The 16,283-nt window shown below is 68.9% G+C and carries 12 protein-coding genes; 8 read left to right on the top strand and 4 right to left on the bottom strand.

The features are described 5' to 3' along the window. Positions 1–6 precede the first annotated feature (6 nt). Genes SMA5143A_RS14395 through SMA5143A_RS14380 form a run of 4 tightly spaced genes read right to left on the bottom strand, consistent with a single transcriptional unit; the run spans position 7 to position 3,949 of the window. Positions 7–783 carry a succinate dehydrogenase/fumarate reductase iron-sulfur subunit gene (locus tag SMA5143A_RS14395; RefSeq protein ID WP_107463303.1) on the bottom strand — a complete coding sequence of 259 codons (777 nt, stop codon included), beginning with the start codon at positions 781–783 and terminating at the stop codon, positions 7–9. A gap of 22 nt (positions 784–805) precedes the next feature. Further along, on the bottom strand, positions 806–2,743 hold the full coding sequence (locus SMA5143A_RS14390; RefSeq protein ID WP_107463302.1) for a fumarate reductase/succinate dehydrogenase flavoprotein subunit: 1,938 nt from the start codon (positions 2,741–2,743) through the stop codon (positions 806–808). A gap of 18 nt (positions 2,744–2,761) precedes the next feature. Then, the gene (locus SMA5143A_RS14385; protein WP_107463301.1) at positions 2,762–3,598 is read right to left on the bottom strand and encodes a hypothetical protein; all 837 of its coding nucleotides are present in this window, start codon (positions 3,596–3,598) and stop codon (positions 2,762–2,764) included. A gap of 60 nt (positions 3,599–3,658) precedes the next feature. Further along, on the bottom strand, positions 3,659–3,949 hold the full coding sequence (locus tag SMA5143A_RS14380) for a hypothetical protein (protein WP_055540190.1): 291 nt from the start codon (positions 3,947–3,949) through the stop codon (positions 3,659–3,661). 339 nt (positions 3,950–4,288) lie between these two features. Here SMA5143A_RS14380 and SMA5143A_RS14375 point away from each other — a divergent pair, with 339 nt between their 5' ends. The 8 genes from SMA5143A_RS14375 to SMA5143A_RS14340 all read left to right on the top strand — a co-directional run bounded on the left by SMA5143A_RS14375 (position 4,289) and on the right by SMA5143A_RS14340 (position 16,048). After that, on the top strand, positions 4,289–6,589 hold the full coding sequence (locus SMA5143A_RS14375) for an ABC transporter family substrate-binding protein (protein ID WP_107463300.1): 2,301 nt from the start codon (positions 4,289–4,291) through the stop codon (positions 6,587–6,589). 72 nt (positions 6,590–6,661) lie between these two features. Further along, positions 6,662–7,288: a hypothetical protein gene (locus SMA5143A_RS14370; RefSeq protein WP_258193522.1), complete on the top strand. Its 627-nt coding sequence runs from the start codon at positions 6,662–6,664 to the stop codon at positions 7,286–7,288. A 161-nt stretch (positions 7,289–7,449) separates the two neighbouring features. Beyond that, a complete protein-coding gene (typA, locus tag SMA5143A_RS14365) occupies positions 7,450–9,357 on the top strand; it encodes a translational GTPase TypA (protein WP_107463369.1) in 1,908 nt (635 codons plus the stop codon). A 439-nt stretch (positions 9,358–9,796) separates the two neighbouring features. Then, complete coding sequence (locus SMA5143A_RS14360; protein WP_107463298.1) at positions 9,797–10,843, top strand: ABC transporter permease; 1,047 nt, start codon at positions 9,797–9,799, stop codon at positions 10,841–10,843. A gap of 101 nt (positions 10,844–10,944) precedes the next feature. Continuing rightward, on the top strand, positions 10,945–12,738 hold the full coding sequence (locus SMA5143A_RS14355) for an ABC transporter substrate-binding protein (protein ID WP_181361848.1): 1,794 nt from the start codon (positions 10,945–10,947) through the stop codon (positions 12,736–12,738). 98 nt (positions 12,739–12,836) lie between these two features. Next, complete coding sequence (locus tag SMA5143A_RS14350) at positions 12,837–13,814, top strand: ABC transporter permease (RefSeq protein ID WP_107463296.1); 978 nt, start codon at positions 12,837–12,839, stop codon at positions 13,812–13,814. 15 nt (positions 13,815–13,829) lie between these two features. Then, entirely contained in the window at positions 13,830–14,891 is a 1,062-nt protein-coding gene (locus tag SMA5143A_RS14345) for an ABC transporter ATP-binding protein (RefSeq protein WP_107463295.1), read from the top strand. A 14-nt stretch (positions 14,892–14,905) separates the two neighbouring features. Next, positions 14,906–16,048, top strand: coding sequence for an ABC transporter ATP-binding protein (locus SMA5143A_RS14340; RefSeq protein ID WP_107463294.1), 1,143 nt, complete (start codon positions 14,906–14,908; stop codon positions 16,046–16,048). The last annotated feature ends 235 nt before the right edge of the window (positions 16,049–16,283 follow it).

The raw sequence follows: 16,283 nt of genomic DNA, 5'->3' as shown, positions 1-16,283 counted from the left end.
GGGCGCTCAGTCCGCCGGGGAGCGCCTCCTGATCTTCGAGCCGAGCCAGACGAGCGGGTCGTACTTGCGGTCGACGGCCCGTTCCTTCAACGGGATGAGCGCGTTGTCCGTGATCCGGATGCCCTCGGGGCAGACCTCCGTGCAGCACTTGGTGATGTTGCAGTAGCCGAGGCCGTGCTCGTCCTGCGCGGTGCGCTTGCGGTCCAGGCCGGTGTCCTCGGCCGCGTCCAGCGGGTGCATGTCCAGTTCGGCGACGCGCATGAGGAAGCGGGGGCCCGCGAACGCCGGCTTGTTCTCCTCGTGGTCGCGGACCACATGGCAGGTGTCCTGGCACAGGAAGCACTCGATGCACTTGCGGAACTCCTGCGGACGGTCCACGTCCTCCTGCATCATCCGGTACTCACCGGGGCCGAGGCCCTCCGGCGGTACGAACGACGGAACCTCCCTCGCCTTCTGGTAGTTGAAGCCGACGTCCGTCACCAGGTCCCGTACGACGGGGAAGGCCCGCAGGGGAGTGACCGTGATCGTCTCGTCCCGCTCGAACACCGACATCCGGGTCATGCACATCAGCCGGGGACGGCCGTTGATCTCCGCCGAGCACGAACCGCACTTGCCGGCCTTGCAGTTCCAGCGGACGGCGAGGTCCGGGGCCTGCGTCGCCTGGAGGCGGTGGATGATGTCCAGCACCACCTCGCCGTCGTTGACCTCGACCTTGAAGTCCTCCAGGCCGCCGCCCCCGACATCGCCCCGCCACACCCTGAAGTGGGCCGTGTAGCCGCTCATGACCGTGGCTCCTCGTGGCTGCTCACTCGTACAGCTCCTCTTCGGCGAGGTACTTGACCAGCTCCTCCTTGTCGAAGAGGGCGAGCAGGTCCGGGCGGATGGGATCGGTGGTCTCCCGCGTCAGGGAGATCTGGCCCGCGACGGGGTCGGTGGCCGCGAGCCCGCCCGTCGGGTCGGTGAGCCGGCACAGCAGGTTGAGCCGCCGCCAGTCGCGGTCCATCGCCGGGTGGTCCTCGCGGGTGTGGCCGCCGCGCGACTCGGTGCGCTCCAGCGCGGCCCGCGCCACGCACTCGCTGACCAGCAGCATGTTCCGCAGGTCCAGGGAGAGGTGCCAGCCCGGGTTGAACTGCCGGTGTCCCTCGACGCCGGCCCGGCGCGCCCGCACCCGGAGATCGGCCAGCTTCTGAAGGGCCTGCTCCATCTCGCCCTCGCGGCGGATGATGCCGACCAGGTCGTTCATGGCCTGCTGGAGCTCCTGGTGCAGGGTGTACGGGTTCTCCGGCGGCTGCCCTTCGGGGCGGACCTCGCCCTCGGCGGAGAACGGGCGCAGCGCCTCGGCGGCGGCCGCGTCGACCTGCTCGTCGTCCACCGGGGGCCGTGCCCCGGCGAGGCCCGTCGCGTACTCGGCCGCGTGCAGCCCGGCCCGGCGGCCGAACACCAGCAGGTCGGACAGGGAGTTGCCGCCCAGCCGGTTGGAGCCGTGCATCCCGCCGGCCACCTCCCCGGCCGCGAACAGCCCCGGCACCCCGCGCGCCGCCGCCGTGTCCGACTCGACGGCGATGCCGCCCATCACGTAGTGGCAGGTGGGGCCGACCTCCATGGCCTCCGCGGTGATGTCGACGTCGGCCAGCTCCTTGAACTGGTGGTACATCGAGGGCAGTCGGCGGCGGATCACCTCGGCCGGCATACGGGTCGACACATCCAGGAAGACCCCGCCGTGCGGGGAGCCCCGGCCCGCCTTCACCTCCGCGTTGATGGCGCGGGCCACCTCGTCACGGGGGAGCAGCTCGGGGGGCCGCCGGTTGTGGTCGGGGTCCTCGTACCAGCGGTCGCCCTCCTCCTCGGACTGCGCGTACTTCTCCTTGAAGACGTCCGGGATGTAGTCGAACATGAACCGCTTGCCCTCGGAGTTCCTGAGGACCCCGCCGTCGCCGCGCACCGACTCGGTGACGAGGATGCCCTTCACCGACGGCGGCCAGACCATGCCCGTCGGATGGAACTGCACGAACTCCATGTTCAGCAGCGGCGCCCCCGCGAGCAGCGCCAGCGCGTGCCCGTCGCCCGTGTACTCCCACGAGTTCGACGTCACCTTGAAGGACTTGCCGATGCCACCGGTGGCGATGACGACGGCGGGCGCTTCGAGGACGAAGAAACGGCCCGACTCGCGCTCGTAGGCGAAGACCCCGGAGACACGGCCGCCGTCCTTGAGGACCCGGGTGACCGTGCACTCCTGGAAGACCTTCAGCCGGGACTCGTACTCCCCGGTCTCCTTGTGGTCCTCCTGCTGGAGCGCCACGATCTTCTGCTGGAGCGTGCGGATCAGCTCCAGTCCCGTGCGGTCGCCGACGTGCGCGAGCCGCGGGTACTCGTGGCCGCCGAAGTTGCGCTGCGAGATCCGGCCGTCCTTCGTACGGTCGAACAGCGCGCCCCAGGTCTCCAGCTCCCACACCCGGTCGGGGGCCTCGCGGGCGTGCAGCTCGGCCATGCGCCACTGGTTGAGGAACTTCCCGCCGCGCATGGTGTCGCGGAAGTGGACCTGCCAGTTGTCACCGGAGTTGACGTTGGCCATGGCGGCCGCGATGCCGCCCTCGGCCATCACCGTGTGGGCCTTGCCGAACAGCGACTTGCAGATCACCGCCGTGCGGGCGCCCCGTTCGCGGGCCTCGATCGCGGCGCGCAGCCCGGCTCCGCCGGCGCCGACCACGACGACGTCCCACTCCTGTCGTTCGACCACGGACATCTCAAGCACCTTTTGTCGTCAGAAGAGGGTCGGGTCGTCGAACGCGCCGGACGCGAGCAGGTACACGTAGAAGTCGGCGAGCGCCACGCTCACCAAGGACGCCCAGGCCAGTTGCATGTGGCGTGCGTTGAGCCTGCCGACCCACTGCCACATCCGGTACCGCACGGGATGCTTGGAGAAGTGCTTGAGCTTGCCGCCGACGATGTGCCGGCACGAGTGGCAGGAGATCGTGTAGGCCCAGATCAGCACGATGTTGATCAGGAAGACGAGCGTGCCGAGGCCCATGTGGCCCCACTCGTAGTTCTCGTCGCGGAACGCGAGGACGGTGTCGTACGTCAGGATCCCGGCGACGACGATCGCGGCGTAGAAGAAGTAGCGGTGGATGTTCTGCAGGATCAGCGGGAAGCGGGTCTCACCGGTGTACTTCTTGTGCGGCTCGGCCACCGCGCAGGCGGGCGGGGACGCCCAGAAGCCGCGGTAGTAGGCCTTGCGGTAGTAGTAGCAGGTCAGGCGGAAGCCCAGCGGGAAGATCAGGATGATGATCGCCGGTGAGACGCCCCACCAGGTGCCGAAGATCTCCCAGTTGGGGCCCGCGTGCATCGGCTCGCAGCGCTCCGCCAGACACGGGGAGTAGAACGGCGAGACATAGGGGGCCGCGTAGTAGTGCGCGTCAGAGAAGGCCCGCCATGTCGAGTACACGATGAAGGCGAGCAGACCGGCCGCGGTGCCGGCCGGGGCCAGCCACCAGCGGTCGGTCCGTAAGTGCGGTGCGGTGATCGCGGCGCGTGTACCGCTGTGCACGCCGCCGCGCTGGGGATGGGGTTCTGTGCCTGGCGGTTCCGTACCAGTGGCCAACGGGGACTCCCGGTCGGTTCTTCTCGGTTGTCGGGCGCTCGGCGTGCCGGGTGCTCGGGGTCAGGGGGCGCGGCGGTCGCGGGCGCCGAGTCCCTCGTCGTCCGAGTCCGTCCACAGCGAGTCGTCGTACGGGGTGTCGGGGATGGGGACGAGTTCGGGGTGCTTGGTCGACGAGCGGGCGACGGCCCCCTCGCGCAGCAGCGCGACACTCTCGCGCAGGTGATCGGCGTCGGCGCGGACACGGCGCATGTCGAGCCCACCGCTGCCGATCTGTTGTTCCAGGCGTCCCACCGACCGGTAGAGGTCGTCGAGGCAGCGCTGGACCGATGTCAGTTCATCTTGCACGGACATGACTTGCCCTCACTTCCGCGGATCGTCGAGGACCGAGGCGGCAACGTTCATGCGCCTGCGAGTGTTGCGCGTCACACGTTGCGCTGGGAAGGGATGTGCATCGATTGGCGGATTGCGGGCCTCCTCCGCACGCCCATGCGCGCTCGGTGTGCGCCGGGGATCACCTTCGGCGCATTGCGCCGCACGAGTGGCTTTTCGCTCCCCGTCGCCGTGTCTCCCTCGGTCGGTGAACCCCTTCCTCTTCAGTGTGTGGCCGTAGATGTGATCAGCTCCATATGCACCCAAAAGTGATCATAACGCCCTCCTGGTGGAGGGTGCGGTCCTCCGGAGGTAGCAGTGATGTCCCACCACGGCGTCGGACCACGTGCGGTGATGCGCTCGGTCGCCTTCCTGACCGCGGGTGTGCTCGCGGCGCCCCTGCTCACGGCCTGCGGCGAGGAGGACCCCGCGGGCAGGCCGGCGGCCGGCCCCGACATCGCGCCGGCCGCCCGTGACCGGATCGCCGACGGCGGCACCCTGCGCTGGGCCGTGGACGCCGTACCGGAGACGTTCAACACGTTCCAGGCGGACGCCGACCCCACCAGCGCGCGCGTCGCCGACGCCGTCCTGCCGTCGATGTACCGCCTCGACGCCGGGGGACGCCCCCAGGTCGACACCGACTACCTGGAGTCCGCGAAGATCGTCGAACGCGAACCCCGGCAGGTCGTGCTCTACAAGCTCAACCAGCAGGCGGTGTGGAGCGACGGCCGGGAGATCGGCGCCGCCGACTTCGTCGCCCAGTGGCGGGCCCTGTCCGGCAAGGACTCCGCGTACTGGACCGCCAGGAACGCCGGCTACGAGCGCATCGCAAAGGTCGAGCGCGGCGGCGACGACCTGGAGGTCCGCGTCACCTTCGCCCGCCCCTACGCCGACTGGAAGTCGCTGTTCTCCCCGCTCTACCCCAAGCAGGTGACGGGCACCCCCGACGCCTTCAACGACGGCGCCCGAAAGAAGCTCAACGTCACCGCCGGCCCCTTCGCCGTCAAGGACATCGACCGCAAGGGCGACAAGGTCACCCTCACCCGCAACCCCCGCTGGTGGGGTCGCCGGGCCAAGCTGTCGGAACTGGTGCTGCGCGCCGTCCCCCGCGACAAGCGGGCCGAGGCGCTCGCCAAGGGCGAGGTGGACATCGCCGAGATCGACTCGTCCCAGGCGCAGCGGGTCATGCTGGCCGGCAAGGAGGCCCAGGGCCCCGAGGGCTCCGCGGGCCCCCGCGGCTCCGCCGCCCCGAAGGGCTCTCCGGACGTCCGGGGGGCGGCGCGGGGCCTCGGCGGTCCCCTCGCCGGGGTCGGCGGCACCCTCCTCCAGGGGCCCGGCGCCGCACTGACGCCCGCGCGGTCGCTGCGGTCCTGGGCGATCGCGCACGGCTCCGACGAGAAGGCCGCCGACAAGGAGACCAGAGCCCGGAAGAAGCGGCGGGCGGCGCTCGCCGCCTACACCGCGCAGCAGTCCGCCCTGAGCGGTTTCGAGGTGCGCCGCTCCCTCGAACCGGCCTTCACCCAGCTCGCTCTCAACGGCGCCGACGGCCCCCTCGCCGACGAGCGCGTCCGCCGTGCGGTGGCCCGCGCCCTCGACCGTGAGGAACTCGCCGCCCTCGTCCTGAAGCCGCTGGGCCTGCCCGCCGTCCCGGTCGGCAGCCACCTCGCCCTCTCCGGCCAGTCCGCCTACGCCGACAGCAGCGGTGCCCTCGGCGGCCAGGACACCGACGAGGCCCGCTCCCTCCTCGCCGACGCCGGCTGGGAGGAGGGCGGCCCGCTCCGGGAGCCCGAGAAGGCCGCCGGGGCCGAGGCCGGGTCGAAGGAGGAGAAGCCCGGGAAGAAGTCGGAGAAGAAGTCCGAGAAGGAGTCGGACGACGCGGCGGACAAGAAGGCGGAGAAGAAGACCGGCGACGAGGACACCTACGTCGTCGGCGACGACAACAAGCCGTACGAGACCGACGACGACAGCCCCCTCGCCCGGGACGGCAAGGAGAACGCCCCCGGCGCCTACGCCCCGCGCGGCACGCGGGCGCCCGGCGACGCCGCGCGGGCCCCGCTCGCCAAGAACGGCAAGCCGCTCAGCCTCCGCTTCGTCCTGCCGTCGGGCCCGGGCACCGAGTCCCTGCGGACCGTCGGCGAGCGGATCGCGGTGATGCTGAAGCAGGTCGGCATCCGCACGCAGATCTCCAAGGTCGCCGACGACAGCTACTTCAAGGACCACATCGCCAACGGGCAGTACGACCTCGCCCTGTACTCGTGGCCCACCTCCGCGTTCCCCGCCACCGACGCCCGCCCGATCTACGCCAAGCCGGTCCCCGCGGCCGACGGTTCCCTGAGCGTGGAGCAGAACTACACCCGGGTCGGCACCAACCAGGTCGACCAGCTCTTCGACCAGGCGATCTCCACCCTCGACGAGTCCGAGACCCGCTCCCTGATCCGCAAGGCCGACGCCCGCATCTGGGCCGCGGCCGGCTCGATCCCCCTCTACCAGCGCCCCCAGCTCTACGCCGCCCGCCCCAACCTGGCGAACGCCGGCGCCTTCGGCTTCCAGACCCCCGTCTACGAGGACATGGGCTTCCTGAAGAAGGACGCGACGGCATCGGAGAGCCCCACCCGTAAGTGAGTGATCCCCCTGGCGTACGCTCCGGCCACCGCTCCCGCACGACCGGGGGCGGTGGTCGGCACAGGGGGGACGATGCGGGGTCCGGCACATCGGTTGGGGGCGGCGGGCCTGGCCGCGCTGCTCCTGACGGCGGGCGCGTCGGCCTGCACCGGCGGCTCCGACGATGCCGCGGGCCCGGACGTACGGGCCTCCGTCTGCACCGACGGCACCTACACCTGGTCCGGTGTCCGGCACCTGACCCGTCTCACGGCGCTCGGCGAGCCGGTCACCTTCCCCGCGGGCACGGACTCCTATGAGACCCGCTTGAAGCCGCTGGACCGCACCGTCCACCGGGTCACGGTCACCGGGACCCCGCAGGGGACCACCGAGGCCGGCGTGATCAGGGCGCTGGGCGCACAACTGAAGGCCGAGGAGCCGCTCGCCGGTCCGTCCGAGACCGAGGGCCCCGAGGAGACGGCCTTCGGCCGGCACACGGGCGACCTGGAGGGCGCGTACTACCTGTGGCGTGAGATCGGCTTCGTCGACGCCGACTTCGCCTACCGCTGCCGTGGCGCCGACCCCGTCCGGGGCCACGTGCATACCTGGGAGAGGGTCGGCGGCGGCTTCCTGCCCTGCGACACCCCGCCGGACGGGGCGGCCGGGCGGACCGCCGCCGAGAGGCTGTGCCCGGCGGGTTCTCCCGCCGTCAAGGGTGTCTGAGCTGCGACGGAGCCGGGGCCGAACGGCCCGGGGAGCCCCTGCCGTCGTGGGCCCGTACCATGGGGTGAGGCCGTGGCGTGTCCAGCCCGGCAGGGCCCGCGTAACACAGACGTACGCAGCAGGGCCGTCCTCACACTCCGGGAGAACGCCGCAACATGGCTGTGACCACACGTCACGACATCCGCAACGTCGCCATCGTCGCCCACGTCGACCACGGCAAGACGACCATCGTCGACGGCATGCTGAAGCAGGCCGGTGCCTTCGCCGCGCACCAGCTCGACTCCGTCGACGACCGCATGATGGACTCGAACGACCTGGAGCGTGAGAAGGGCATCACGATCCTCGCCAAGAACACGGCGGTCAAGTACCACCCGAAGGACGGCGGGGAGCCCATCACGATCAACATCATCGACACCCCCGGCCACGCCGACTTCGGCGGCGAGGTCGAGCGCGGTCTGTCGATGGTCGACGGTGTCGTGCTGCTCGTCGACGCCTCCGAGGGCCCGCTGCCGCAGACCCGCTTCGTGCTGCGCAAGGCGCTCCAGCAGCGGCTGCCGATCATCCTGTGCATCAACAAGACGGACCGCCCGGACTCCCGGATCGACGAGGTCGTCAACGAGACCTACGACCTGTTCCTGGACCTGGACGCCGACGAGGACCAGATCGAGTTCCCGATTGTCTACGCCTGCGGCCGCGACGGCGTCGCCTCGCTGACCAAGCCCGCCGACGGCACCGTCCCGACCGACTCCACCAGCCTGGAGCCGTTCTTCTCGACGATCCTGGAGCACATCCCCGCGCCGACGTACGACGACGCCGCCCCGCTCCAGGCCCACGTCACCAACCTCGACGCCGACAACTTCCTCGGCCGTATCGCGCTGCTCCGCGTCCACCAGGGCGAGCTGAAGAAGGGGCAGACCGTCGCCTGGATGAAGCGCGACGGCTCCGTCAGCAGCGTGCGCATCTCCGAGCTGATGATGACCGAGGCGCTCACCCGCAAGCCGGCCGAGAAGGCGGGCCCCGGTGACATCTGTGCCGTCGCCGGTATCCCCGACATCATGATCGGCGAGACCCTCGCCGACGTGGAGAACCCGCTCGCGCTGCCGCTCATCACGGTCGACGAGCCCGCGATCTCCATGGTCATCGGTACCAACACCTCCCCGCTGGTCGGCCGCGGCGGCACCGGCAAGGGCGCGGACGCCAAGGCGGCCGTGAAGGACCGCAAGGTCACCGCCCGCCAGGTCAAGGACCGCCTCGACCGCGAGCTGATCGGCAACGTCTCGCTGCGCGTGCTGGACACCGAGCGCCCCGACGCCTGGGAGGTGCAGGGCCGCGGTGAGCTGGCGCTGGCCATCCTGGTCGAGCAGATGCGCCGCGAGGGCTTCGAGCTGACCATCGGCAAGCCGCAGGTGGTCACCAAGGAGATCGACGGCAAGACGTACGAGCCGGTCGAGCGCATGACGGTCGACGTGCCCGAGGAGCACATGGGCGCCGTCACGCAGCTCATGGGTGTCCGCAAGGGCCGGATGGACAACATGTCCAACCACGGCTCGGGTTGGGTCCGTATGGAGTTCGTGGTGCCCTCGCGCGGCCTCATCGGCTTCCGTACCGAGTTCCTCACGCAGACTCGCGGCACGGGCATCGGGCACTCCATCCACGAGGGCTTCGAGCCCTGGTTCGGCACGCTCCAGACCCGCAACAACGGCTCGCTCGTCGCCGACCGCTCCGGCGCCGTCACGGCGTTCGCGATGACGAACCTCCAGGAGCGCGGCGTGCTGTTCGTGGAGCCCGGTACCGAGGTGTACGAGGGCATGATCGTCGGTGAGAACTCCCGCGCCGACGACATGGACGTCAACATCACCAAGGAGAAGAAGCTGACGAACATGCGGTCCTCGACCGCTGACGTCGCCGAGTCCATCGTCCCGCCCCGCAAGCTCTCGCTGGAGCAGTCGCTGGAGTTCTGCCGGGACGACGAGTGCGTCGAGGTGACCCCGGAGGCCGTGCGCATCCGCAAGGTCAACCTGGACGCCCGCGAGCGCGCCCGCGCCGCCAGCCGCGCCAAGCACGGCTGACAGACGCCAAGCGCGGCTGACAGACCGTCATCCGCGGTCCCCGAGGCCCCGGTCCACCGCCCAGCGGCGGACCGGGCCCTCGGTGTGCCCGCACAGGGGACAGCGTGTGAAGGGACCGGGGTGAACCCCTCCACGGGCTGTCGATGTGCTGTGAAGCACTGTTCGCATATCGGTGTTCCGGCGATCAAGTTTCGGACATGTAAACAAAAATCCTTCACCGAATGTCCGATACGTCGGAATCTCGTCTCACCTGTCAAGCGCGACCAGATGTCAATCTTTGCAATTTTTGCTCAAAATATGGACGGTAGGGAGATCCCTATGCCTTCCGCCCTTGACGCGCGTTGACTCACTTGGCGAAAGTTCCCCCAAAACGCAGAACCCGCCGGTAGCCGGATCTGTGCTGCGCTCAACTCTCCAACCCCCCGGGGGAAGAACACACATGACCAGTCCAACCAAGGCCGAGGGCTCCGGGCCCGCGGTCGCCTTGGACCCCGAACTGGCGGCGACCTCCGAGGTCGACAAGCCCAAGACCCTTGAGGGCCGTTCCCCCGGCCAGCTCATGTGGCAGCGCTTCAGGCGTGACCGTACCGGCATGATCTGCGCCGGGGTAGTGATTTTCTACTTCGTCCTCGCCCTGTGCGCGCCCCTGATGACGGCCCTCAGCGGGACCAACCCGTACACGCTGTACGGGCAGGACCCGACGTATGTCGACACCAACCCGATCCTGGACGACTTCGGTCTGCCGCTCGGCTACTTCGGTGGTGTCTCGGGGGACCACTGGTTCGGTGTCGAGCCGCAGTACGGACGTGACCTGTTCGCCATGCTGATGTACGGCATGCGCACCTCGCTCTACATGGCGCTGGGCGTGACCGTGCTCCTGATGGTCACCGGCGTCATCATCGGTCTCATCGGCGGTTACTTCGGCGGTCGCACCGACTACTGGATCGGTCGCGTCACCGACTTCTTCCTCGCCTTCCCGCAGCAGCTGTTCTTCATCGCCTTCATGCCCGTGGTCACGGCGTTCTTCGTCGACCCGCAGGAAGAAACCCCCACTTACTTCCGGGCGGTGGCGATCCTGATCGTGCTGTGGCTGCTGGGCTGGATGGGTATGGCCCGCCTGGTCCGCTCCACCGTGCTCTCTCTGCGTGAGCGGGAGTTCGTGGAGGCGGCCAAGGTGTCCGGCGCCTCGCCGTGGCGGATCGTCCGCAAGGAGATCCTGCCGAACGTCGTCTCGCCGATCCTGGTGCAGTTCACGTATCAGCTGCCCAGCACGATCCTCACCATCGCGTTCCTGTCCTTCGCGGGTGTCGGCTTCGTCGAGCCCACCCCGGACTGGGGACGGCTGTTCGCCGCCGGTGCCAAGTACGCCGAGCAGGACCCGGCGTTCATGTTCTTCCCCGGCGTCGCGCTGGTGATCTTCATCCTGTGCTTCAACCTCCTCGGAGACTCCGTACGGGATGCGTTTGACCCCAAGTCCGGGCGCTGATCGTCCATTGGTGGGGGGTGGCTGCCGCCCCCGCGTCGGCCTACCAGCCGCGTCAGGCAGTACTCATGGATAACAACCGACAGGTAGGTGCATACACCGTCATGAAGTCGCTCACCTCGCGCAGAGCGCGCGCCATAGTGGTCGCCGTCGCGGCCGGCTCCCTCGTGCTCACGGCGTGCTCGGAGAACAAGGGCAACACCTCGGGGACCAACTCCAAGAAGGACCAGAAGGAGGCCGCCCAGCAGTCGAAGGCGATCACCTACGCCGACGCCGCCGCGTCGACCGGTCCTGCCGCGGAGGTGGCCGGCGCGAAGAGCGGCGGCACCATCGAGGTCTACCAGGAGGCGGGCCTCTCGCACCTGGACCCGGGCCAGATCTACGTCTCCGACGGTGGCCAGGTGGCCAACCTGATCTTCCGCGGGCTGACGAACTTCCAGGAGGACGGCAAGGGCAACATGTCCGTCGTCGGTGACATCGCCACCGACGCCGGCAAGTCGTCCGACGGCGGCAAGACCTGGACGTACACGATCAAGGACGGCATCAAGGACCAGAACGGCAACGAGATCACCTCGGCCGACGTCCGCCACACCGTCGAGCGCATGTACGCCGAGTTCATCTTCGACGGCCCGAACTACCTTCAGACCTGGCTGAGCGGCCCGAAGTACCGCGAGGCGCTGAAGGACGGCGGCTTCGGCAAGAAGCACCTGCCGGCCTCGGTCCTGGACACCCCGGACGACAAGACGGTCGTCTTCCACTTCGACAAGCCGCGTCCGGACCTGCCGCAGATGCTGGCCATGTCGGGCTACTCCATCGTCCCGGAGAAGACCGACACGAAGGCGAAGTACGACAAGGCCCCGGTCTCCCTCGGCCCGTACAAGATCTCCGAGTACAAGGTCGGCAAGGCCCTCAAGCTGGTCAAGAACGACCAGTGGGACCCGAAGACCGACTCCGTGCGCCACCAGTACGTGGACGGCTGGAACTTCGACTTCGGTGTCACCGAGTCGACCCAGACCAAGCGTCTGATCGCGGACCAGGGCGGCTCCAAGAACGCCATCCAGTTCACCGGCAGCGTCGAGTCCACCCAGATCCAGGACGTCATCAGCGACCCGGCCGTCAACAAGCGCACCATCAAGGGCTACCAGCCCTACGTCATGGTGCTGAACTTCAACCTGGACCGGGTCAAGAACAAGAAGGTCCGCGACGCCGTCACCTACGCGGTGAACTCCAAGTCGCTGATCGCCGGTGAGGGTGGCGCCTACGGTGGCGACCCGGCCCCGAACCTGTTCGCCCCGACCCTGCCGGGCTACGAGGCCGACTATGACCCGTACGGCCGTCTGAAGACGCCGTCCGGCAACATCAAGAAGGCCAAGGAGCTCCTGAAGGACGTCCCGGCGTCCGAGAAGAAGCTGGTCTTCGCCTACCGCAACAGCGAGAACGAGCAGAAGCGCAAGGTCGCCCTCGAGGACGCGCTGTCCAAGGTCGGCATCGAGGTCGTCGGCAAGGAGATCGACGCCGCGAGCTTCTACGAGCAGATCGGCAAGGTCAAGAACCCGTACGACATCTACGTCACCGGCTGGGGCCAGGACTGGCCGTCCGCGGGCACGGTCGTCACCCCGATCTACGACGGTGACCAGATCGCCGACGGTTCGCCGAACTACTCGCACGTGAACGACCCGAAGGTCCAGGAGCTGATCAAGAAGGCCCTCTCCGAGGAGCCGACCGCGGCGCAGAAGACCTGGCAGGAGGCGCACCACTACATCCTGGAGAAGATCAACCCGGCTGCTCCGCTGTGGTACGCCAAGCAGTTCCAGCTCTACGGTTCGAACATCGGCGGTGCCCGCTACAGCACCGAGTCGAGCTACATCGACGTCAACAACCTGTTCCTGAAGTCGTAACTCCCTACGGCTGATCGCGGGGGTGCGCACCAGGCGGAGCGCATCCCCGCGGTTCCGTGAAACCGTCCACCCTCTCTGCAGAGAGCAGCCTCCCCGCCATGCTTCAGTTCATCATCCGGCGCCTGGCCGGTGCCGTCGTCACCTTGTTCCTGATCGGCGCCGTCACGTTCTTCCTCTTCATCGCCGGGCCGTCCGACTACGCCTCTCTGGCCTGTGGCAGGGACTGCTCCCCGACGAGGATCGCGGACATCCGCGAGGCGCTCGGCCTCAATCTGCCGGTCGCCACGCAGTTCTGGCAGTTCATGTCCGGCATCGTGATGGGCCGTGACTTCCCGGACGGCCACTGCGCCGCCCCGTGCCTCGGCCAGTCGTTCTACTCGGGCGACATGGTCTGGGACACGATCATGGACCGCTTCCCGACCACCCTCACGCTGACCATCGGTGGCACGATCTGCTTCCTGATCTTCGGTGTGGGCGCCGGCATGATCTCCGCCTACCGGCGCGGTTCCACGCTCGACAAGTTCGCCACGGGCTCGTCGATGGTGCTCAGCTCCTTCCAGATCTACTTCCTCGGCCCGATCGCGCTGACGGTCCTCGTCTACAGCACGGGCTGGATGGAGGACCCGAAGTACGTCCCCATCAGCGAGGACCCGGTCGCCTGGTTCGTCGGGATGTCCATCCCGGTCGTCGTGATGGCCACGATCTTCACCGCGCAGTACACGCGTATGGCACGCGCCTCCATGATCGAGCAGCTCGCCGAGGAGCACGTACGCACCGCTCGGGCCAAGGGCATGACGAAGAAGTACGTCTTCTTCCGCTACGCCTGGCGCGGCTCGCTCATCCCGATCGTCACGGTCCTCGGCATCGACATCAGCTCCATGCTGGGCGGCGCCGTGGTCACGGAGCTCACCTTCTCGCTCCAGGGCATCGGCCGCCTGGCCGTGAACGGCGCCCAGACCAAGGACCTCCCCCTGACGATGGGCGTCATGATGTTCGGGGCCTTCTTCATCCTGATCGTGAACATCCTCACCGACATCGCGTACGCCTGGATCGACCCGCGCGTCCGGCTCTCCTAGGAAGAACGAACCACCGTGACCACACTGACCAAGACCGAGGACGCCCCGGCCCCGACCGGGCCCGAGAGCTTCCTCTCGGTCCGTGACCTGCGGGTGCAGTTCTCCACCGAGGACGGCATCGTCAAGGCCGTCGACGGGCTCTCCTTCAACGTCGAGCGCGGCAAGACCCTGGGCATCGTGGGTGAGTCCGGCTCCGGCAAGTCCGTCACCAACCTGTCGATCCTGGGCCTGCACAACCCGCGGACCAGCACCATCGACGGTGAGATCCTGCTCGACGGGCAGGAACTCGTCACCGCCACCGACAAGGAGCTGGAGCAGCTCCGCGGCAACAAGATGGCGATGATCTTCCAGGACCCGCTGACGGCCCTGTCGCCGTACTACACGGTGGGCCGGCAGCTCTCCGAGCCGTTCATGAAGCACCGCGGCGCCTCCAAGAAGGAGGCCAAGGACCGGGCCGTCCAGATGCTGGAGAAGGTCGGCATCCCGCAGCCCAAGGTGCGCTTCGACGACTACCCGCACCAGTTCTCCGGCGGTATGCGCCAGCGCGCGATGATCGCCATGGCGCTGATGTGCGACCCCGACCTGCTGATCGCCGACGAGCCCACGACCGCGCTCGACGTGACCGTGCAGGCCCAGATCCTCGACCTGCTCAAGGACCTCCAGCAGGAGTTCGGCTCCGCGATCATCTTCATCACCCACGACCTCGGCGTCATCTCGCACATGGCGGACGACCTGCTGGTGATGTACGCGGGCCGGGCCGTGGAGCGCGGCAGCGTCAAGGAGGTGCTGCGCACCCCGCAGCACCCCTACACCTGGGGTCTGCTCAGCTCGATGCCGCGGCTCGACGGCGACATCCACGAGATGCTGACGCCGATCCCCGGCTCGCCGCCCTCGCTGCTCACCCCGCCCTCCGGCTGCCGCTTCCACCCGCGGTGCGCGTTCACGGACGAGGTCGCCGGCACGCTGTGCAGCGACACCCGTCCGCCGCTCGCCGACGGCCGGGCCGCCGCGTGCCACCTGACCGCGGAGCAGAAGCAGACCATCTTCATCGACAAGATCCAGCCCCGGCTGCGCTAGGGAGAACCGAGATCATGAGCGACAACCTCACCCTCCCCGCACAGCAGGGCCCCACCGACGCCTCGACGGAGACCCTTCTCGAGGTGCAGGGGCTCACCAAGCACTTCCCCATCTACGGCGGCTTCCCGATCAAGCGCAAGGTCGGCGCCGTGCAGGCCGTCGACGGCGTCGATCTGACCGTCGGCGTCGGCGAGAGCGTCGGCCTGGTGGGCGAGTCCGGCTGCGGGAAGTCCACCACCGGCCGGCTGATCACCCGGTTGCTGGAGCCGACCGCCGGCAAGATCAGCTACATGGGTCAGGACATCACCCACGCCTCGCGCAAGCAGTTGGCGCCGGTGCGGTCCGAGATCCAGATGATCTTCCAGGACCCGTACTCCTCGCTGAACCCGCGGCAGACCGTCGGCTCCATCATCAAGTCGCCGATGGAGGTCAACGGGATCGAGCCCGAGGGCGGCCAGGAGAAGAAGGTCCGTGAGCTCCTTGAGCTGGTCGGCCTCAACCCGGAGCACTACAACCGCTTCCCGCACGAGTTCTCCGGCGGTCAGCGCCAGCGCATCGGCGTCGCCCGTGCCCTGGCACTGAACCCGAAGCTGATCGTGGCGGACGAACCGGTCTCCGCGCTGGACGTGTCGATCCAGGCGCAGGTGGTGAACCTGCTCCAGAAGGTGCAGCAGGAGCTGGGCATCGCCTTCCTGTTCATCGCCCACGACCTCGCGATCGTCCGGCACTTCTCGCAGCGCGTCGCGGTCATGTACCTCGGCAAGGTGGTCGAGGTCGGCGACCGTGACTCCATCTACAACCGGCCGCGCCACCCGTACACCCACGCCCTCCTCTCCGCGGTCCCCGAGGTCGCGGTCGACGACGAGACCGGGGACAGGGAGCGGATCCGCCTCTACGGCGACGTCCCCTCGCCGATCTCCCCGCCGTCCGGCTGCCGCTTCCGTACCCGCTGCTGGAAGGCGCAGGACAAGTGCGCCAGCGAGGAGCCGCCGCTGGTGCAGCTCTCCGGCAACCGTGACGGCCACCTGACGGCCTGCCACTTCCCGGAGGACCCCACCACGGAGGCCCGCGCCGAGGACGTCGTCCTGGACCCGGCGCTGAAGGCGTTGGAGAAGGACGCGGCCGACGACACCGAGTCGAAGCCCGCCAAGGACTGACACCTGGGTCACCCACCAGCCCGGGGGCGGAGTCACAGGACTCCGCCCCCGGGCTGTGGCATGCGGCGGGGACTGCAACGGCGACGGGTGGCACCGGCGGGCCGCGCGGGGCCGGGGACCGGCCCCGTCAGGGGTGTGAGTGGCCGCGCCGGGGCGGCGCGAGCGGACGCCGCGCGGCGCGGCCACCGGAGCGGGACGCCTGCCGACGAGCACGGACGCCGAGCCGGCTGACGGC

It is taken from the genome of Streptomyces sp. MA5143a (assembly GCF_900290235.1).
Classification (GTDB): domain Bacteria; phylum Actinomycetota; class Actinomycetes; order Streptomycetales; family Streptomycetaceae; genus Streptomyces.
The sequence above is the reverse complement of the archived record's forward strand: the minus strand, read 5'-3'. Positions and strand labels throughout refer to the sequence as shown.